Source organism: Bacteroidia bacterium, assembly GCA_027493955.1.
Taxonomy (GTDB): Bacteria; Bacteroidota; Ignavibacteria; order SZUA-365; family SZUA-365; genus JAOSJT01.
Genome location: JAOSJT010000001.1, coordinates 4,993,124 through 5,014,588 on the forward strand (window position 1 = coordinate 4,993,124; position 21,465 = coordinate 5,014,588).

A 21,465-nucleotide genomic window follows, 5' to 3' on the forward strand; every position below is an offset into this window, starting at 1 on the left:
AAAGGAGATCGGGTCATGAAAGCTGTAATCCTGTGCATGTGTCTCGCGCTGTATTTCAACGGCGCGGCGGGACAGACGCTTCCCGCCAGCACCGCGAAAATCTCCACCATCGACATACCGCGTCTGTTCGTGATGAACGAAGGGCAATGGGATGAACGCATCACCGCGTCAAGCATGGGGTTGGGACCGACGGTGTCGTTCGGGAGGGAAGGGTACAGCGTGGGAATCGAGCGGGGTGCTTCGCTGCACAGCGGCGACGTGGCTGCGTCCTCCTGGCCGGGAATGCGCTTGATCGCTCCTTCGCCGCGTTGCGCGGTTGTGCCAAAGGACGAATCCGGGCCGAAAGCGAAATATCACAAGGAGGTTGAAGAGCGTTTCGTGCCATACGAACTGACGCAATACCGCAGCATCGCTTTCGAGCATGCGTGGTCCGGGATCGATGTGCATGTCAGCCGCGACGCGTCGGGCATGCGGCACGACTTCGACGTGAAGGCCGGCGCGGATTTGTCGGCTGTCCGTTTGCGCTTCGACAATGCCGAAGCGGCGCATTTGTCACTTTCCGGCGCTGACGGAGTTCTCGGTCTGAAGCCGAAGCTGGAAGAGGTGGATGATGGAGTGGAGGTAACGCTGGGTGATGTGAAGGTGCTCAGGGATTTCCGGGTGACGCTGGTGTATAATTATTATTGGGGGGGAAGCCATGAAGATTTACTCCACGATTATCTGGTTGATCGTGCCGGGAATCTGATCGCGTATGGCAGCACGTACAGTTGGGATTTCCCCCTTCTCCCAAAACTGGATCCCAAGGAGCCGGTGAAATTGAGAAGTTTCCTTCAGAAATTCGATCCAACCGACGGATCGCTCATTTACTCACTGGTATACGACCAGTTGACGAATTCTTCCTCATGGTCTGACCTTGCAGTGATCGGGAAGAATGACAATCTCATACTCGGAATCAGTCGATCAACAATCAGTGCGTTCCTGACACCCGACGCGGAGTTTCAGCCAAGCGGGAGGCATACGCTCGTCAACGGCACTCTGGTGTTCGACAGTTCCGGTGTGCTGCGGTATGGCACAGCGACACCGGACAGCGGACGAATATCTCTGATTGATATGACATGCGACGCCACGGGCACACTGTACGCACTGACTCATACGACACGGACGCCGGATTTCATTACCCCGGACGCGGTGATGCGAACACATCAAGGCGGGCTGGACGCTCTCATCATGAAATTTGACGCTGATACGTACCATTTATCGTATGCCAGCTGCCTGGGCGGATCGAGCAATGACTGGATATCCGCTATCACCGTGGATGGCTGTGGCGCGGTGGCTGTGGCCGGCTACTCCTATTCGGATGATTATCCGGCTGTATCCGCAGTTCAGCCACAGAAGGTATGGGGTAGCGACCTGGTTTTTACCGTGATCTCGCCGGACGGAAGGACATTGATATACTCGACCTATCTCGGCGGTTCCGGTTACGATGGCTGGCTTTCATCTGTTGACGACGATGCGATATCTATCCGTTTCGATCCCGACGGGAATCTCTACTTTCAAGCAGCGACTACGTCCCCGGATTTCCCGCTCGTGAATGCGCTCATGAGTCGCGCATGGGTCAGTGCCATCGGGAAATTCAATCAAGCGGGACAGCTGGTATTCTCGTCGTATCTCTCGATATTCAACCATCATAACGGGGGGAATTTCTATGGATCGGATCGCGAGCTCGAAGTCGATGCCTGCGGTAATATGATACTGACAGGTATCGACAGCGTCGAACCGATTCCGCTGCTTCATCCCGTGCATGATAAAGGGCGGTCGACGCTTGTGGTGATTGATCCACAAATACCAGAAGTCCTGTTCTGTACAAAACTCGGTAATAGCGACTGGGGAGGGATTCACGGGGATGACGACGATCAACACGTACGTCTGCACGGGACGACGCTGTACTACGGTTCGTCGAGTGTTCTCACTGATGAATCTCTGCCGGCGACAGCGGGTTTCCCCGCCGGAGATGTGTCGCGTTGGTCGGAAATTCAATTCACAAAAATCGAATTGCCGGATCTCTGCAGCAGGCCGGTGTATTACGATCTGATCCCGCGGTATGGGAGTGTTACAGCAGAAATGTTCCCTCTCGATACCGTGCGTGTTGATCCGCGTCGTCGCATCTGTACGCCGGATTCCCTGATCGCGCGTTGCCGGATTAAGAATACCTCGAGTGTGTATCCAACGGATTCCGTTGCTGTGGAGCTCCGGTTGCCGCCGGGTATGCGACTCTCCGCCTTTTCTCCACCGCTGCGACAGGTCCATGCGCCCTTGGCGCCGCTCGACAGTATTGATATCCTGTGGTTCCTGTTGCCGCTTTCCGACACGCTTGTGAATCTCTCCTCTATCGAGGCCGTGCTGCACTATTCAAGCAATGGCGATTGCCCGGAACCTCGAAGCATGCAGTCCGTTGCGAACGTGCTCGTTCAGGATATAAGCGATGTAGAAGTCTCATGCGGAATTACGCTGAATCCCCGTCCAACGCTCACACCGGATCGTACACGTCTTCAGGATGACACACTCACGATCCGTGTCACGATCAGCAACAACTCTACGAAGCCACTCCAGTTGAAGAAGGTGGTACTGCATATCCCCTCTGACGCCGGCGTCAGTCTGCTCGAGCCGCACGACCCAGTCGCGTATCCACCGGTCATACCACCCGGAGCGTCCTTCGAACTCCAGTGGAAGATCTACGTGCAGTCCTGGCCGTTCTCGCGATCACTGCCGATACGTGCGGTATTATTCGATGTGTTCGACATTGTCGTGGCGCAGTGTGCCATAGGAGAAACCATTCCCGGCACTGCGGGTTCGATCTGCGGGATGTCCGCGACAGAACCAGTCTGGTACGACGCGAATGAAGCGACACATACTCCCAGCCCCATTCTGATAGATCTGTCCATCCGCAACGTATCCGATTCATCACGCTGGTATCGCGATCTGCGTCTCGATCTGTCGCGGGCGCACTATCTCAAACCCGAGGTCGGTGAAACGCTCACGCGACCGGACTTCATTCTCGGACCGGATTCGATCGGGACCTTTCGCTGGAGATTGCTGGTGTCGCCTGCTCCCGTGCGCGATGAGATTCTGACGGTGCGTGCGTTGTACCGTGCGAATGGTGCGGAGCTTGAAACCGCATGTGAGGTGAAGGTGCGCATCTTTGTTGCACGTCCCGAGCTAGATTGCGTCCTCGCAATGCAGGATTCCCTGCATCTGAATCACTCCGGAGACGGCTTTGCCGAAGACAGTGTTGAGATTACGGCACTTTTCTCCAACACGGGCAGCTTGTCGCAACAGTTGGATCGCGCTCAGATCTTCATTGAGCCCGGCGGAGAGATCGAGTATCTCAACGGTGTCTCGCAACCGCTTGGCAATATCCCGGGCGGTGGATCCGCAATAGTGCGCTGGTACATCCGAATCCCGGCACACCGTTTGAGCCGGAACTTTCGTTGTACAGCCGTTGCATACAACGCAGCGGGCACTCCGATCACGGATTGTACGAGTCTTCTGTTCGCGCCTGCGCTGGAACTCCGGTGTAGTCTGTTGATCCCGGACAGTGTGCACTACGACGCTGAGAAGGATGTTTTCACACCGGAACAGTTCAAACTTCAGGCGGTTTTCCATAATGCAACAGACACAACACTCACAAATCTGACTGCTGTACTCGACAGCACGCAACTGTACCGCGTGAGGTTGTCTGACCCGGCCTCCGCCATAAAGCATCTCCCATCGTTGTCGCCTGGATTTACCTGGCGGCCGGACTGGGAATTCGAAGCACTATGGGGACCACGGGCCGAACGTCAGCTCTTCCGCGTCCGCTTCGAATACACACCGTCCAACGCCTCCACCTTCTGTGAAGCAAGCAGCATCATCGGTGGTGCGCCGCGGGTCGCCGCCATGGCCTGCGCGACGGCGGGGCATGATACGGTGTGGACCGACAGCTTCTACGAATCGCTTATTCCCGATCCCGTGCAGGTACAGTACACGCTGCGCAACACGGGGAATATTCCGACACCGGCCTGCGAACTGGCGATACTGCCGCCGCCCGCGTTGCTGCTCGAAGCGAGGGAGGACAGCATTCGCAGCGTGCCGGTATTGCAGCCCGGCGACGCCTTTTCCGCGGAATGGCTGCTGCGCATCGCCATGGACAAGATCACCCCCGGTTCCTGGCCCATTCGCTGGGTAACGCAATGCGCGGATGGCGTACAGCCGCCGCAGTGTGAGCACAGCGTATTCCTGCGGGAACGCGCACCCGAGGGCGTCGTACTCACGCCCTGGCTGCTGCGCTTTGAAGCCGAGCGGGACGGACCGCTGCCCGCTTTGCGTCACGTGCAGGTGTGGACGGGCGGTGGACTCACTCCGTCGTGGACCGCGACCTCCGTGCCGCTGTGGCTGGACGTATCGCCGCTGTTCGGCGCGGGTCATACCGTGATGACGGCGGTGCCCAACACCACGGCGCTGCCTCTCGGCGAGCACGCCGACCGCATCGTGCTGTCCGAGACCCCAATCAGCACCGGCGATGTGCAAGTGATCTACAGCATACGCACACCGCTGGGTGTCGATGCCGGAGCGCTCCCCACATCGCTTCTCATAGGAGCGGTGTATCCGAATCCCGCGACCGTCGGCGCGATGCTCGCAGTGGAGTACCGCAACACATCGGCCGTGGAGGTCACCTTGTCGCTGCACGATCTTCTCGGCCGCGAGCGCTATGCGGCGAATCATCGCGCTACGGACGGCGGACTGCTGCATGTCTCCACGCGGGATCTCCCGCCGGGTGCGTATGTGCTGCGGGTGAGGAGTGGCTTCATGTCCGCTGAGAGGCTGGTGGTTGTGCGGTAGGGTTGAGAGCAGTCGAAGAACGAATGACAACGAAGCCGGAGTCCACGTAACAACACTCATAGTACCCGGATAACACGTTGAGCAAGAGATTCATATCATCATGTTTTCACAGTTGAGAGATTTCATGAATGTCATGGCTGTCGTATCCAGCTTACGGAAATTCGCACACATCGCGCTGCTTTCTCTTCTCCTCCCGCTCACCCATGCAGGAGCGCTGTACGCACAACGGGGAATGTCGGCCGGTCTCTTTGTCGGCCGCGCCGAGCCGGAGCGGCATGTGATCTGGCATGGTCTCAAGGATTCGACGGTACGCGGAACGGGGATCTGCCTCGGCGCGGTCTTTACCATGGATCTCTTGCCGCATCTCACTCTCGCCGTCACACCGCAATACAGCGAAATCTACAGTGGTTACGCACATGTTATGTCGGGCTTACCCAAACCGCGACAAGGGTACATCGAGGCTTCCACTCCGCCGCTGCATGCGATGGAGCTGCCGGTGAGCATCCGTGCCGGCACGGAGTATCTGGGTTTCCGGCCCTATGTCGCCGTCGGAGTCACCCTAGGCTATGCGTTCAGGGACGACGCCCACTTCATCCAACAAGACTATTCCTCAGGCCCGGACCGCCAACTGGACGTTGTGTACACCGAGCCGGTGCGGCAATTCCATACCGCCGTGCAGGCAGGATTGGGTATCAGTGCGGATGTGTGGCGGGGGTACTCGCTGTGGTTTGACTGGTCGCTGACGAAGCATCTCAATGATCCGATACAGAGCGAGCTCGTCACCTGGGAGGCGCCGCTGCGTGGAATATGGCGGTTCGGCTTCACCATGCCTCTGGCCGGAGATATGCGATGAAACGGTTCGCACTCAGTATTCTCACAATCCTGACGATGCTGTCGTACAATCATACCCTCGCGCAGAGCCTTCGATTGGGCGTCGGCGCCATGCCTGTGCCCTACGTACTCCGGGTTCAGGGACTCGGATCCGGAATGGCAGTCTCGACTGCTGATGATTTTACGATAACGCTGCTGGCGGAAGCGGACATCACTCCCGTTCTCACCCTGGGCATGGGCATACAGCCGCGTGCGGGACGCTCGTTCACGTTGCAGTTCGATACGGACGGCAGGCATATCGGCTGGTGGAATACGCAACATGCACAAGCACCGCACTATCAGACAGCGTTTGCGATTTCGGAGGGCGTGGAGATACCGTTGTCCCTTCGTTACCGTCTGTCGGGTAATGCGCTCACTCCGTTCATTCGCGCGGAATACTGCCTCGCGATGCTGGATGGCGATGGCTACGCTGTCAGATACCTCACAAAAGGCGGGGATATATCCGTCATCTCGGACGTCGAGGCCGCGCGGACGAGCAGCACCGTACACGCAATGTCTGTGACCATCGGACTTGAAACACGAGCGAATCCCTGGTTTAGCTTCGTAGTGGACCTTGGCTGGAGACACACCTTTACCGACTACGTGAATGAGGATTTCATGCGCGTTCGCGAGCTCGACACCATCACCGGTCGCCTGACGCTCATGGCAACGGTGGTGGAAGGGTGGTGACTCAGCTGCGCTGCGTGCGCATGCGGACATGAGGTTCAGCAAAACGACCAGCGCCAGCGGCGAGGTCGACGGTCCTTCCTGGAGGGGCTTGCTCACGGAGCTGTCTCAGTTTTTCACTACTCGGAATCAATGCCGGCAGAACGGAATGGACGCGAGGGAAAGATGCTGGAGCACATGGAGCGGAGATAAACCAGGCCACAATATCCATCGAATATCGTACATGCGATTGTCATGAGCATCAGGAGCACACTGTTCAATTTCGTAATACGAAACGGACACTTTTTTCGGGGGAAACTTCGGAAGGAGATCTTTGATTTCAACACATCCATCCCTGCCTTTCGGGATCGGTGCGAGAAAGGGGCAAAACGATTCGGTGGCCCCGCAAAGGGCGTGATAATACAGGCGCGAACCATTCAGGAGATACGTGCCGAATGGCTTATTCCACAACATTCCCCGGCTGAAAAGGTTATTCTCTATTTTCACGGGGGAGGGTACGTTTCCGGTTCATGTGCTGACCACAGAGGAATAGTATCGAAATTTGCGAAGTACTGCGGAGTACCGGTGCTGCTGTTTGATTACAGACTGGCCCCCGAGAATCCCTATCCGGCGGCGATGGAAGACGCACTATCGCTGTATGCATGGCTTCTGTCGAATGGATACCCGGCAGGCAACATACTGTTCGCAGGCGAATCCGCGGGCGGCGGACTGTGCCTGGCAACCTTGCTGGCGCTGAAGCAGAACAATCAGCCTTTACCCGTTGCGGCTGTAGCAATCTCGCCATGGACGGACCTCACCTGCTCCAGTGATTCCTATAAAACGAAGGGAAGGGTCTCTCCGGCACCGACGGAGTCCTGGACGGTATTCAGCAGCCACTACATCGGTGAAAATGATGCCCGCAATCCCTTCATATCACCCTTGTTCGGTGATTTACACGGTTTGCCACCCATCCTGATTAATGCAGCCGTTGATGACGAGTTGTTCGAGGACGCCGAGAAATTTTCCAGAAAGGCGAAGGATGCAGGGGTTGATGTACAGTTTACCGCGGGCGAAGGCATGATCCATTGCTATCCACTCCTGGCGCCGATGTTTCCTGAAGCTACTGAGGCGATGTCCGAAATCGTTGCATACATACGAACACAATTGCAATTGAAATGAAGTAGCGCACGTCAGGGAGGTCCTTCGCGCTATCGCGACGCTGTCACCGGAACACGAGTTGTTGTGCGCTGCAGTTACGAAGCATACCGTTGAACACCCGTGTCCATCCGCATAGGCATGCCAAAACGCAACATGCAAACCGTGAGGTTTGCATGTGCGTCCCGAAACATGTAGCGGTCATGCTCCGGAAGTCGAGGAAGGGAAGGAGGTTGATATTCCGCGGGACGCGGAATTCCTATATGTCCCAGTGGGAACTGATGCCCACTGCGGCCGCCGAAAACCGTTCCGTCAAATGCGGAGTAATGTCCAACGTTCCGATATCCAGTTTGAAATTGTCGGCGATGAAACCGACACCGGCACCGAAGGTGAAGGGACGGATGCCGCCCGCGTTGACACCGAAACGGAATGCGACGTTGTAGAGAAGTTCGATCTCCGTACCGAGACCGAATTGCGGGCTGGTGGAGTTGCCCGCGACATCATTGAAGCCCTGCCTGTACGCGAAGGTGAAGTGCCAATCGCTGTTCTTCTTCGGTACATTGGGGATGGTGACAACACCGGCGAGAATCATGGCCGCCGGGAGAGGGGATGAAAAAGCTGAAATCTCTTTTTCCGTTCCATTGAGACGTTGCTTGATTTCCTCGATTTGCTCATTCGTGCTCAGATCGGAGATCGCGAAATCTTCGCTGGCCACGATTTCTTTCGCTCCGCTGTTCCAGCTCACGGACCCAAGATCCGTCAGACTCAGCGATGCGCGGAAGAGGCGGTTGAGCTTCAGATGCGCGCCGATGTCTATACCGAAGCCGCTACCGACAGGGGTCGGCATGAGCTCGTAATGGAAACCGTTGTTCTGGGTGAACCAGTCCTTGCTGCCGGTGTATCGCGCCACCATGTCCGCATGACCGCGCACTTCGTAATTGTCCGGATCGGTGGTGAAATGCGAATTGAAGCGCTCCACTTCGAAGTACGCGAGGCCTTGCACCATTTTCACGCTCACTCCGCCCAGAAGCTGCATTCCGCGAATGTTCAGCAGTTCCCGACCGACGGTCAGACTGTAATCGCGCGTCCACGCCGACGATACCCGGGTTTCGCCGAAATCGAAGGTCTTACCGGGAGGATTGCCGAAGAACATGAATTCCGCGTAATCCTTCGGGAGTGCGACATTGCTGCCTGTGCGCTCGGTCACACCGAACGCGACGGTGAACAGCGGCGTCGAGACCATGGCGTTGAAGATGGTATAACGGATGTCATGGGTGAAATTCCCCACGTCCCCCTGAAAGGAGGAAAGGATGGTGTTTTTATCCTCTGTGGTGAGATACGTCGGCGTTCGCTTCCGGTAACCGATTTCCGTGCCGGTGAAGTACTTGTTGTACAGTTCATACGACATGAAATCCATGCTCGCTTGTGCCGCGAAGGGCAGCACACCGAAGGAGACGGTGACGCCATCGCTCGGGACGATCTGCGCGGGATTGACGTTCAGGGCATCGAGGCCACGAACCAAGGCCGCGCTGCTGTTGCCCATACCCGTGATGCGCGCACTTGTGCCGATGGTCTGCCCCACGCTGGTCCAGGCCAGCATCAGCAGCAGCGCAGTGCCGAGAATGCAGAAAAAGATGTGTCGTGTTGCTGTCATGCGTTCCATCCGTGTCTGATTCTACTTGCCGGTGATTGCGGTGCTGATATTCAGACGCGCATATCCCCGCACACGTACATAGTCGCTGCTGCGGAATGCGGAGGCGCCGCTCTGATCGGCGTTGAAGGATATTTTGAAACGGATGAATGCCGCCTTCGCGATGGTCGTGAAATCCTCTCCCGTAAAACGCATTTGTACCTTCTCGACCACGGCTTTCGAGGCGAAACCGTCCGCGCCGATAACTGCGGCTTTCGCCATGAGCGCGGAGCCGTCGGTGCTCACCGGAGCGAGCAACAGTTTGTAGCGGCTGTCCAGAAATTCGGGCTCGATGGTGACGCTGGTCGGGAGGTGATTCTCGACGTCGAACATCAAGAGCCCCTCGTTCACCTCTGCGAGTTTTTTCCGACTGTCCTCGTCGATGAACATTTCCACTGTGTCGGTGACGCTTCCGCTCACCTGCGTGAAACGCAGTGGAAACTCAACGAACAAATCACCGGTGACGGAGTCCGCAGCGGAGGCGCTACCGTACTGTCCGTCGGGATTGAGGGTGAACGTTCCCTCCAAGCCGAGGCTGTCGGGGAGTTCAGGTGAGAAGGAATTCAGGAACGTAACCACCTGACCATCGTCGAATCGTACGAGTGTCTGCGAGTGCGGCGCAATGCCGACGGCGTTCACCTCGAGGAGCGAGCTCTTGCCGCCGATGCGTTTCCCGAGCACATTGGCCCTGTCGATACCAACAGGGAGTTGCGCCTGGTTCTGCAGCGTCGCCCACATGCGTGCTTCGGACAGGGTTATCGCCCCGGCGATGCTCTTGTCCACACCGAAATCGGAGCGCTGCATTTTCCGTATATGCAGCGTTTTCGGTGAGAGGCGGCCGGTCATTTCGGCGAAGGTCACATTTTTCACCGCTGCGGTGACGGATACGCTGTCGTTCCGTTTCACCAGCACCGCTTTTGCGCTGGCATCCTCGGTGAGCACACGCGCGTCATAGGTCAATGTGGTTTCGTTGAGCGGTGTCAACAGAGCGTCGGTGAGATCAATTGTGATCGTCGCGCTGCCCTTGGCGGCGACGGAGGACGTTGCGCTGAGCGGCCGACCGTCTTTGCTCGCACCCTGCAGCGTCACCGCGATGTCCGCGGCAAGATTGAAGTGATTACTGATGGTAAAACTTACGGCTCCACCACGCACCGTCCCGCTTTTGACACGCATGCCGGTACTACCCGCGATATCGATCTGCTCCGAGAGCAGCACTTCCTGCGAGGGCACATAGCCCTTGACGGAAAGGATGTCGGAGTCGGTGATCGCACCTTTGATTCCGAGATATTGGGAACTGTTCACATCCACTTGAGCGCCGCCGCTGCCGGGTGTGGACACATCGAAACCGAGCCGCATGCGGCTCGTGAGCGTCAGTCCGGCCAGGGAAATGGCGGGGAGACTGACCGTGGCGCCAGGCTGAACAAGTCCGCTGTAGGAACTGCTTGCGATACTGCCGCCCTGTGCGTTAAGCAAGCGGATTTGTTCGAGACGCAGAGGAACCGGGGACTTGTTTGCGAAAACAAGCGCCAGATTACCTTTCGAGAACGTCATCTCCTCAAAGTAACTTCGCGCGTCTATGTCCACGCCGAGGCCGAGTTCGTTACGCATGGAAGGAACGCTCTGCATACCCCGCGGCAGATTCGGGAACAATGTGAATATGTCCAGCGCCTGATCCATATAGTCCGGAATGTCGAAGCGAAGCACATCGAGGTGCTCGGCCCTGCGGAACTGCCTGTCGTCGATGCGCAGATGATCTGCGAGACTGAACGCGCGCAGAGGATGCCGCTGCGTCACCACAAGCACGTTATCGCCGTTCTGGGTGATGCGCAGCATCTCGTCATCGCTGAGCAAATCGGACATGGTGTAGGTCTGATTGATCAGTGGCAGATTGGCGTCAACATCCCACTCGGGAAGCATGGGCGCAAGGGGTTCGGAGCATCCACCGATCAGGACAGCCGCAAGAACAAGCGCGGTAAACGCGAGCGCGAGCGCCACGGGCGGCCTCCCTCCGCGGCTGTGCTGATGTATCGCATGATGTATCATAGGGCCTCCATTCTGCGTAGCCTCGACATCGCAGATCTGATCTTATTGCACAAGTAATCGTTGATGAAATACACCGACGGACGTTTCCAGTCGGAGGAAATACAGACCGGCGCTCATGCCGGCAATCTCAATGCGCACATCCTGTAAAGCGGGGCCCGAATTGTCCACGGGGATACTTCGTACCGTCCGCCCGAGTCGGTCAACAAGTGTAAGGAGTGCTTGTCCGCTCGCGGCAAGGCCGAGCTGTACCGTGACGGCGCCGCCCTTCCGTGCATTCGCAGGATTCGGCCAGGGTGCAGACAAGCACGGAAGCACGGAAGACGATGCTGCCTCGACGGCGGTGGGGCTGCTGCTGAATGCAATGCGCACATCGCTGTCATCGTCGTTGAGATAGAGGTGGAGAAGCGGTCCGTTCACACTCCAGGACGCCACACCGCTGCCCTCGACACTCCGTGGCACGAAAGGGACGCGGACACGAAGTTCACGCGCGGTGACATTCCGCACCGAAAGTGCCATGTGATCGTCCGCTGTCGCAATACATGCGGAAAGCGGCATGGGCGAGGACAGCATGATCCGCCCGCTTGCGAGCTGGATCACACTGCCCTCGTCAAGCATCCAAAACGCCGGCCTGCCAGCGGGGTCGAGGATGCACTGCCATGCACGTCCGTTGCCATACACAGGTCCGAGCGTCGGATGCGCCACACGCGACATCTGCGCGGTCGAAGCGACGACACTCAGTAATTCCCATCCGTCCACCGATGCGGTAAGCACACTGGCATGGCGATCCGCCTTGATCTCGGTGGTGCGTACATCCTGGCTTACGGGATGGGGCAGGAGAATGGTGTGAAATACCGCCTGATCTGCGCCGACCGAACTGCGCAGCACCGAGTGTCGCGCAAAGGATTTATAGCCGGGCGCATGAAGCTCGGAAGCGTCCTGCTGTACCGGCAGCGCATTCACGGCTTCGACTCGTGCGCTGAGGCGCATGGCACCGCTTGTCCATTGTGCCGTGCGCGTCGTCGCGTCGTAGGTGTACCGTCCGTCCTCACGCAGACCGTTGCCATGCAGTTGATGCGTGTACGTGCGCTGCAATGGAGACGCTGCCGCATCACGCAGCACCACGAAACGTCCGTCAAGCATGTACGCACTGCGCTCGATCGAGGCATTCTGATACGCTGTCGAAATGCGAAGCATTCCGCCGCTCGGACAGCTCAGGGTGTCGGTGATGTACGCATCGCTGCCGAACAGGAAACTTCCGTAGGAAACGCTGTCCGCACCCCTGCCATCCACCAGTATCACGTTGTGGTTTTTCGCATAGACGAGACTGTCGCGCATGGCGCTGCTGTGATAGGCAGGCTCGATGGCAAGATGCTCGCCGTTGGCGCTGAGCAGAAAGGCGGTTTCATTTGCGTGCTTGTGTCCGCTGCCCATGGGCGAACGATGGGTGCGCGCGCGACCGTGTTTGCCGATCAGGCCAAAGTACACGTCGCGGGCTTCCCAGCCGCTGCGAAATGCGGCATATCCCGCATCAGGCAGGATCACCGAAGGCAGCCCGGTGGCGGACCGCGTTTTCGCCATGCTGATATTCAGCAGATATTCAGGCCTGAAATCAAATGTCCGGGTCAATTCCGCCGCAAGCGATGAAGGTTGCAAAGGCCTCCCCGTGCGATCGAACTCTGACCAGCCGGCAAGCGCGCTTCCCGCGCGCAAATCAGGCAGGATATGCAACTCCGGAAACCAGGTCCCCGCATAGGTGTCTTCGAACACGGGGAGCGTCCCGTCGGGCATACGTATGGCCGCTATCCACTCGAACAGACGCTGCCAACGCTCGAGCCGCAGCAGACTGGGGTATATCCTCTCTCCAAGGCGCAGGTCCTGTTCGCCGGCTGCTGCGTCGAGGGCGAGAAGAAAGGGCAGCGCGCTCATCATGGCATAGCGGAAGTAGTAGGGACCTTCGCTGTAGCCATACATGCCGGTGCTGTCGCTCTGATACCCCCACATCGTTTCTTCAATGCAATTGAACGCGAGACCAAAGTGAGTCTCGACAATCGGATCCGGTACTTCATCGGTACCGTGCAACACGAGCGCCGCGTATCCGAGTGCGGCAGCGAGTTTGATGGAGAGGTTATTTCTGACGATAATCGGTTGATCGAGGCGGGTATACGCATTGCCGGCAAAATCTGCGATCCGCGCCTCGATCAGGCGGTCGGGACCGTGAATGCTCCGGTAGTAGTCGTATGCCGCGCTGTATTGCATGAGCTCGACAGCACGCCATTGGAAATCCTCCACGACCGGCGTGACCTCCGTATTGATGGCAAGCAGGAGATCACGCAGGCGCGTGGATAACAAGGATTGTTGCGTCGCTGTCAGCGGAGAGAGAGTCGTGTCAAGTCCGGTCAGAAGCACGAAACCGCAGGCCTTGGCCACGCGGGATGCTTCAGTAGGGGAGGTGGGCTCAGATCCGGCAGTGGTAAACAGAGTACGATACAGGGTGCGCGCAAGTTCGTCGGTCGAAATGTAGTCGATCGCGGTTGTCACCTGCTGAGGTCTGCCGGACCTGAGCGATGCGGGTGTCTCGAACGAGGATGCGGAGCCGTCCTGCGAAAGGGCAGGCCTTGTGAGGCAGACGAGACTTGCGACGAGGCAGAATATGCCGTAGAAATTCTTCATTGTTCCTTAAAGCGTACCACACTCTGTTGATCAGCCTGGTGTCCGATTGGATTCCCAGGATGCACAATGCAAGTTATCCCACCATTCTTACAGCAGACTTAATCGCCGCTTACAATTTTGTCAGGGAAAACCGGTGCGGTGGGGACTCAAAGCGAGCCCCGGGGAGGGGTGGTGCAGGAAAATCGGAATACGGTGGGCAGAAAACCACCTCGGGCGAAAGGTGCTGCGTCGTGCTACGGCGCAGCTTCTTTTCGGAACAGCCGGGATCCCAGGTCACCGGATCGGTAACGGAATCCGGGACGTGGCGACTACCGCCCGGAAATTACCACAAAAGGCACTGTTTTCGCGCCCGCGGCTGTGCGCACCGTGCAGAAATACATCCCGCTGTTGAAAGAACGCAGGTTGAAGGTGACATCCGGCGCCATAATCTCGTGCATGCTGTCATGGAATGTTGCCAGCGCTCGTCCATGAATATCGTGCAGCAGCACGGTAAACGGACCTCCCTGGTCGGCCGCGATGCGAATCGTAAGATGCTCCCGGGCGGGATTCGGATGTACAGTGAGCGTTATCGAAGACGGGTGCTGAGGCGCATCCTCCACACGTGGCGTTACGGTGCGTCTCCATCGTTCTTCGCTGCTCCAGTCGAAAAAATTGAATTCGGAGCGGAGAATTTCCGCCAATCCATGAGTCTCGATGCGGAACTCCAGTTGTTGCGCGTAATCCAGACAATCTGTCCGTAGCGACCGCAGGCGCAGCACGCCATTCACAATATCGAGAGAATCACTCGGCCCCGGGGTGTAGCTGCGATAGTACCGTCCGTACGGATACAGCCGGAGCGTGTCGGGCAAATTGGGACAGGGTGGCGAATTCCAGGTGGTGTCCGGAAACAGCCAGCCGCGCAGAGGGCGCGACCCGCAACCTTCGCTTCCGTCCAGGAATTCGTACAGCGTGTCGGCTTCGATGACGGTCACGGATTGCTGCGAAACGATGCGCCTCGATGTTCGCACTGTTTCGAGGCCGCGCCTTGTGATCGTCAGAGCATGCACAATCGCCTTTCCGTCGGGCGCCTCCCGTGCGTCGCCGTTTATCGTGATAAGGCCGTCGAATTCCGTGAATTGTGAGCTGGTGTCGCCACCCATGAAGGTCGAGGGTATGCCCGTCCTGGTATAGAGGAACGTATTATCGCTGCTGAAACTGTCAAGCAGGTCGAAGGTCTGGGCGTGCGAAATCGTTCCGAGGAGGATGAAGGCGAGAAGTACTGCTGCTGAGCGCATGATTGGTCCTTCAGTGCTGCAAGTGCGAAGTGAAACGGACGCAGGCGATGGAATCACGGCGTACTATCGCGCTGATGAGCGGAGAGAGCATCCGGAGATCCGCGGCATCCGCGTTACACAGGGATGACACTTCAAACTGCAAAAAATTCCTTCATTCGAAAAAAAAATCATTTTCTCCTGGTGCGTGTTGATGGATCTCACTCGTCCGCTCCTTGCGTTTCTGAAATGTGCACCATCATCTTATCCCGATGTATCGCGTCTCACCGGATTGCGTCGAAATTCCGTGCGGGATACGGGGACGCGGAACTGCCGTGCGAAAGAGATTGGAAAGCGCCATATTATTATGATGAAACGGATTCCGCGTTTCCGGCATTGCGGCCGAGCCCTGTGCCTCCACCGAAGTGATTTCACCAGTTTGATCGAAGCATGCGCAATTTCCGAATACTGCTCCTCATGACGGTACTGATTCTGTGCACCCTCCCGCAGCAGTCTTTCAGTCAGAAAACGCTGCTTGCGGGTGACACCGTACGAATGATCGCTATAGGCTCCTGGGTGCAGGATTCTCTCGCGGGGGAAAAGCCGTTCGAGGGCAAAACGGTCATTCTCGAGTTCTGGTCCACCTGGTGCGGTCCCTGCATCAAAGCCATCCCGCATCTGAACGCGCTCGCCGAGGAATTCGCGAATGAGAAGGTGGTTTTCGCCGCGGTGTCCAACGAGAGAGCGATAACGGCAAAACGCTTCCTCGAGAAGACGCCGATGAAGGCATCGGTGTTTGTGGACACGGAGAATTCGCTCACTCACATCCACTTCGGGGTTCGCGTCATCCCACGAACCTTCATTATCGGTCCTGATGGCGTGATACGCTGGACAGGCCACCCCGACAGATTGACGCGGGAATTGCTCCGTCAGCATATCGCCGCTTCCTGACGAAACTCTCGTCGGCTGGTGAAACCCTGCGCTTCGCGTACTTGTTCTTTCTTGCAGCACAACAAGGAAGAATGACCGTATGAAAAGCATTGTCTGTATTTCCGGATCAAGCAGACCCGACAATTACACCGCACGCGCTTTGGCCGTAACCGCCGACGAACTCCGCGCGCTCGGTGCAGAGACCATCGACATCGACGCACGCAAGCTCACGCTGCCTTTCCCGGGACAGCCCGACACCGCCGATGCGCGCCATCTGCGTGAACGCGTCGCCGAAGCCGGCGCGGTTGTACTCGCGAGTCCCGAGTATCACGGCAGCTTCAGCGCCATGACCAAACTGATCATCGAGAACCTCGGCTACCCCTCGGTTATGGCGGGGAAGCCTGTCGCATTGCTCGGCGTGGCCGCCGGACGCATCGGCGCCATAAAAACCATCGAGCAACTCCGTGGCGTGTGCGCCCATACCGGTGCCATCGTGATACCCGGCGCCGTGTCCGTCGCCGGAGTCCGCGGCGCTTTCGATGTGGAAGGACGCATCACCGACGCGGCTACGGAGAAAGCGCTGCGGGGACTTGCGGCCGCACTGATTGGCTTCATGCAGGATTATGTGTGCCCGAAGTATGCGCTTGAGGCGCTGGTACGTCAGGAAGCCGCGCCATGGGCGGCGGAGTTGTGACAAAGCCGCGGCGTTAGAACAAGAGACTTGAAGGGAATGGTCTAGAAAAACGCCTTCACCTCTGCCCGCGCAGAGTGGATAGCGTCGCGCTCGGCCTCACTGCGACCGATGTAGGACATCGTCGCCTGCATGAAACTGGTGATGCGATAATCGAAATTCACGCGCAGAACCCAACTCTCACCCTCCGCCCGTCCGTCGGTCAGTTCGTACGGGAAGCGATCCACCTCCGTTGAAAACTCCACGCTGTTGCGTTCGAGCTCGACGCGCAGACGGCCTGGTCCCTCGAAGGCGACTATCCCGCGCAGCGTTTGCGAAAGAATGGATGCGTCAACCGGCACGACAGGGAGCTTGTCTGCCGCGTTGCGTGTACTGAGCACGAAGCCGATTTCCACATCCGCCCAGGGGCGATAACTGAAGTCCGCACTCAGTTCGGAAGAGGTGATATCCCTCGCGCGGCTGCCGCCTTCCGAAGCAAGCACCGCGTCGTTGAGCAAGGTCATGTCCGCTTGCAGGCCGATTTCCCGCAGCGGCTGCGTTTTCACGCGCAGGGCCCGTTCCCGCCGGTAACTCCGCTCGTTCGCGAGCGCGTACTTGCTGAAGCCGCGACGTTCGTCGAAGCGCAGCCGCAGCGAGAAATCCGCGGAGCGCTCGAAAAGAAAGAGATCCTGACGAATATTCTGAAAACCGCGGACCGTACTGCTGTCGTTGAGGAAGTGCGACAGGCGTAAGAGGTAGATATCGGAGGTGTTCTCTTCCTCGCTCTTTTCATCCAGACGCAGCAGCGTTTCGCCCGAAAGCGCGCGGAGTGTGGAGGTGAGTAATCCGCCGCCGGCTTCAATGAAGCGCTCGGGTTGTATACGCAGGCGCAGGCTGCTCTTGAGGTCTATGACGGGGAAGAGTTCATCGGTCGGGACGTTCACAAGAATGTATTCGCCGTCGTAGCGCGTCGGCTCGAATTCGTTTTCATCCTCGATGCCGTTTCCGTTCAAATCTCCCGCATATACGTAATTACCCTGACCGAGCGGAACCTTGAGATAGACACGTTCGAGTCGCGAGGTCCGCTCCGTGCCCACTTCATAGAGCACGTCGGTCGTGATACCGCCACCGAACGGCGCGTACCGCAACTGCGCCCGGGTGAGGACGGTCTGCACGTCCTGCTCACCCCTCTGTGCGAAGGCGTCGCTGAACATGCGGTCGCGAATAGTCAGTGCCACGTTTGCGGACAAATCGTTCCAGTTTTGTAAGGTCCAGCCGTATTGCTGGAGGATATCGGTTGAACGACGCTGCAGCGAGCCATCGAGCGGCACGTCCTCCACGCGCAGTCCGACATCCGCGCTGAGCGTCATACCTGCGATTCCGGTGTACAGCACGCCGGGCCGTACGTCCAAAAACGATTGACTCAGACCCAGGAGGGAATCCGAAGATCCGCTGCTCACCGTGCGTTGCTCACTCTCCACACGCAACCGCGGCGTGGCGAAACCTGCCGTGTACCGCGCTTCTCCGAGCTGTCGCAGCCAATTTCCCCGCGTCCCCGCCGTCCCGTCGTCGCTGCTGATGTGCTCGATGCGATAGTTGATCTCGGGTCGCGAGCTGTCTCTCCGCGCGTCGGTCACGAGCAGACCTCCTTCCAATCGGCGGCTGCGGAACAATCCTTGTTTCAGCATACCCCAGCCACCGCGGATGGTAACGCCCTCCAGCACGGCCAGTTCCGCGGCGGCTTCACCCAAATCCTCGCGCGCAGGTTCTTGTGCGCTGATATCCCATTTTCGATTGTACTCGATGTCGTTGATGCGGTCTATGGGAGCGAAAGTCGCTCCTGTGCCGCGGTAGCGTCCGCGCACATCCAGCAGTCCCAGCGGTGTTTTGGCTGCTTTCCACGATGCGGCGAGATTCATGGCGCTGCCGCCGTCGTCATCGCCGTCGAGACCCGACAAGCGGTTGAGGTCAAGCGATGAAGAAGCGAATTCTCCGGAAATGCTCATATCCCGCATCGGTGAAACACGAGACTGCACGCTGAGCAGGCTGTGCCGCCGCGGAAGCGGCAGGCGACGTCCGGGCGTGTAATCGCCCGCGCCTGGACCGGCGTAATCGAACACTCCGATAGCCCTGCGGCGATAGTCGCCGCTGCCTGCCCCGACGAACGAGAAAGTGACCGCCCAGGTGGCGCTGTCCGCGCCGGGTGCATAGCGGAACACGGTGCGAAGCTCGCTTTCGATCAACGTATCGCGCGCGATGTACTGCCCTCGTCCGATGCCGCGCGCGGAATCGTAGCCCACCCATACCGCGCCACCGCGTGTCGCGAGAGCTGCGTCATCACCCGCCGCGGCAATCATCGCGCGGTCGGCATCGTCCAGCGGTTGATCCACCGGATTCTCCGGATCGTCGCTCTCCTGAATGAAACGCGCACCAACGCTGAAGAGGGAGTTGAAGAAGCTGCTTCCGGCCGATGCGGTGACCATGGAGCGCGTGTATTCGCGCTCGGCATATTCGTAATCCACGGTAATGCGCGAGTAGCTTGTGATCAGACGCTTCGGCGTAAACGTGATCTCGCCGCTGGCGTACTCGATCACGTAATCATTGGTCTCGCCGCGCACCATGGCCACGCCGTCCACGTACACGCGTTCGGTTCCCGCGAGCACGAGCACCGGCTGCTTGCCGTTCGCCGCGGTCAGGCGGTATGGTCCCTGCACGCCATCGACGCCGTTGAATTGCAGGCTGTGGAAATTGCCTTTCAGCGATGCGTACGATGCGGAAGCGTTGCCGTCGCGCCAGGCCCCTTCCCCGAGCACGCCGGCGAGCTTGCGATTGTAGCGGCCGAATTCCGTATCGCTGTATCCGATGTTGAAATCGCCCAGCGTCGCGGCCAGATCGCGGCTGCTGATTTTGATGAAAACCTTGTCGAGTTCCTGTATCGTGCGCGTGTTGCCCTCGGGTTGGATCGGGGTGTTTTCGTCGGTCAGGGCGCCCACCACGGTGATGTCGTCGGACAGCTTCCCGGAAAGCTGAAGACGGAAGCCGCTGTTGATGTTCAGATCGCGGTCGCTGCCCACAGTGAATCCCCGTCCTATGTAGCCGCTTTTATTCAGCTCCGTTCCGAAAATGCTCTCGATGCTCAACGGCTGAGAGGGTGTCGCGATACGCACACTGTCACCGGCCACCGCTCCGCGCATTGACAGGGTGCGACGGCGGTACACCGGTTCGAAGCGGAAAGGCAGCGCACGGTACCGCACAGCGATTCTGTGATCACCCAGAGCAAGCTTTTCACGCAGCGCGGGCGTGAGCAAAAGAAATCCCTCCGTCGCATACAGGCGTATGTCCGCCGCGCTGTCGTATGCCAGTGCGGGAACAATCGTCAGTTCGAATCCTTCCTGTCGGATAAAACCCCGGCCGAGTCGCAGGGTGTCACCGGGACCGGGCGAAAGCGTATCGCTGTAGACACGCCAGAGCCGGGCTTCGTCCTGTGCCCGCGTCGATGGGGCGCAGATGAGCAGGTAAAGCGCACATGCCGTGATACTGAAGGAAACGCGCACTGTGGATTTCTTGGTTTGTCGGGCAAAACTTCAAGGTAGGCAGCATCGGCACCGATAGCAATGCACCCCCGTATCCGTCATCACGAAGTCTCCATTTGCCACTGTTCGAGCAGGTGCTGCACGAAGGCGACGACGCGCTCGTGCTGCTCGCGTCCGTTGCCCTCCACAGACAGCTGCTCGCCGAAATGTATATGCACGCGCCGATGCGGTCGAATGCGTCCGAAGTCCTTGAACAGTCTGCCGTTGTCCCACGCATCGGTTTTCAAGGCGATGGGTAATACCGGCACGCCCGCGGAGCGCGCGAGCTTGACACCCAGGGAATTGAAGGTCGTGTGATCGAAGTGTTGTGTGCGCGTGGTCTGTGGAAAGAGGATGACGGATGTCCCGTTTTTGATGCGCTCGGCGCCCTGCTCCATGACCATTACCAGATCCTGCCGCGGATTGTCGCGCGACACCACGATGGGATGCCTCGAACGCATCACATGGCCAAACACCGGATAGTCCATCAGACTCGGCTTGATGACGAAGGTGCAGGGGCAGACCGGATTGATGAGCGAGGGGAGTACGAAGGTCTCGAGTGTGCTCATGTGATTTGCGACGAACACCACCGGACCAGCCAGGCGCGACAACACGCCCATCCCGCGGATATCGAAGTTGCACCCCGCCGCCTCCAGTCCGTTGAAGATGTCAATGCTCGAATTGACCCACTCCGCGTCGCCGTACCGTCCGCGCTTGGCCCTGTGCGCGCTTTTAAACACCACGCCAAGCATACGGGTGTAGAATGCCATTGTCGGCGGAAGCATTGAGCGCTTGCGGTCAACGGGCGTGGTATAGCTGTCCTGCAGGGCGATAATCGTGTTTTGTGCTATCATGGTCGGGGGGCGCTCTGTGCTCTCTTGTGTGTATCGGAGCCGATGGAATTCTCAAATATACACACGCACGACGCCAGGATTGCACTTCCGCCGGGAAAAAATGGCGATCAGAAAGCAGAACCGAAATCGCTATATGCCATAGCGTTGCACCGGCGCCCGCCGTCTCCCTTCAGTACAAAAAAAGACCGGGCGCTCAGGCCCGGTCTGAAGATTCCAG

The 21,465-nt window shown here is 58.3% G+C and carries 12 protein-coding genes; 6 read left to right on the top strand and 6 right to left on the bottom strand.

Annotated features, from left to right (window positions below):
* Nucleotides 1-15 precede the first annotated feature (15 nt).
* From M5R41_18895 to M5R41_18910, 4 genes are all read left to right on the top strand, one after another.
* Complete coding sequence (locus M5R41_18895; protein ID MCZ7558460.1) at nucleotides 16-4,878, top strand: T9SS type A sorting domain-containing protein; 4,863 nt, start codon at nucleotides 16-18, stop codon at nucleotides 4,876-4,878.
* A gap of 124 nt (nucleotides 4,879-5,002) precedes the next feature.
* Nucleotides 5,003-5,731, top strand: a complete 729-nt coding sequence (locus M5R41_18900) for a hypothetical protein (GenBank protein ID MCZ7558461.1) — start codon at nucleotides 5,003-5,005, stop codon at nucleotides 5,729-5,731.
* Nucleotides 5,728-6,438 carry a hypothetical protein gene (locus M5R41_18905; protein ID MCZ7558462.1) on the top strand — a complete coding sequence of 237 codons (711 nt, stop codon included), beginning with the start codon at nucleotides 5,728-5,730 and terminating at the stop codon, nucleotides 6,436-6,438. Before M5R41_18900 ends, M5R41_18905 begins: the two co-directional genes overlap by 4 nt.
* Nucleotides 6,439-6,669: 231 nt before the next feature.
* Nucleotides 6,670-7,593 (top strand): alpha/beta hydrolase, encoded by a 924-nt coding sequence (locus M5R41_18910; GenBank protein ID MCZ7558463.1) that lies wholly within the window; start codon nucleotides 6,670-6,672, stop codon nucleotides 7,591-7,593.
* A 235-nt stretch (nucleotides 7,594-7,828) separates the two neighbouring features.
* Here the strand turns inward: M5R41_18910 and M5R41_18915 are convergent, their stop codons facing one another.
* The 4 genes from M5R41_18915 to M5R41_18930 all read right to left on the bottom strand — a co-directional run bounded on the left by M5R41_18915 (nucleotide 7,829) and on the right by M5R41_18930 (nucleotide 15,246).
* The gene (locus tag M5R41_18915) at nucleotides 7,829-9,223 is read right to left on the bottom strand and encodes a DUF5723 family protein (protein MCZ7558464.1); all 1,395 of its coding nucleotides are present in this window, start codon (nucleotides 9,221-9,223) and stop codon (nucleotides 7,829-7,831) included.
* 21 nt (nucleotides 9,224-9,244) lie between these two features.
* Entirely contained in the window at nucleotides 9,245-11,302 is a 2,058-nt protein-coding gene (locus M5R41_18920) for a hypothetical protein (GenBank protein ID MCZ7558465.1), read from the bottom strand.
* A 42-nt stretch (nucleotides 11,303-11,344) separates the two neighbouring features.
* On the bottom strand, nucleotides 11,345-13,972 hold the full coding sequence (locus M5R41_18925) for a heparinase II/III family protein (GenBank protein MCZ7558466.1): 2,628 nt from the start codon (nucleotides 13,970-13,972) through the stop codon (nucleotides 11,345-11,347).
* 308 nt (nucleotides 13,973-14,280) lie between these two features.
* Entirely contained in the window at nucleotides 14,281-15,246 is a 966-nt protein-coding gene (locus M5R41_18930; protein MCZ7558467.1) for a T9SS type A sorting domain-containing protein, read from the bottom strand.
* A gap of 426 nt (nucleotides 15,247-15,672) precedes the next feature.
* Between M5R41_18930 and M5R41_18935 the strand changes: the two genes are divergently transcribed.
* Both M5R41_18935 and M5R41_18940 read left to right on the top strand, forming a co-directional pair.
* Nucleotides 15,673-16,173: a TlpA family protein disulfide reductase gene (locus M5R41_18935; GenBank protein ID MCZ7558468.1), complete on the top strand. Its 501-nt coding sequence runs from the start codon at nucleotides 15,673-15,675 to the stop codon at nucleotides 16,171-16,173.
* Between the two features lie 79 nt (nucleotides 16,174-16,252).
* Nucleotides 16,253-16,846, top strand: a complete 594-nt coding sequence (locus tag M5R41_18940; protein ID MCZ7558469.1) for an NAD(P)H-dependent oxidoreductase — start codon at nucleotides 16,253-16,255, stop codon at nucleotides 16,844-16,846.
* A gap of 41 nt (nucleotides 16,847-16,887) precedes the next feature.
* On the opposite strand, the gene M5R41_18945 is transcribed toward M5R41_18940, so the two are convergent.
* Together M5R41_18945 and M5R41_18950 are read right to left on the bottom strand one after the other, a co-directional pair.
* Nucleotides 16,888-20,376: a hypothetical protein gene (locus M5R41_18945; protein ID MCZ7558470.1), complete on the bottom strand. Its 3,489-nt coding sequence runs from the start codon at nucleotides 20,374-20,376 to the stop codon at nucleotides 16,888-16,890.
* Nucleotides 20,377-20,456: 80 nt separating this feature from the next.
* The gene (locus M5R41_18950; GenBank protein MCZ7558471.1) at nucleotides 20,457-21,248 is read right to left on the bottom strand and encodes a 1-acyl-sn-glycerol-3-phosphate acyltransferase; all 792 of its coding nucleotides are present in this window, start codon (nucleotides 21,246-21,248) and stop codon (nucleotides 20,457-20,459) included.
* Nucleotides 21,249-21,465 lie beyond the last annotated feature (217 nt).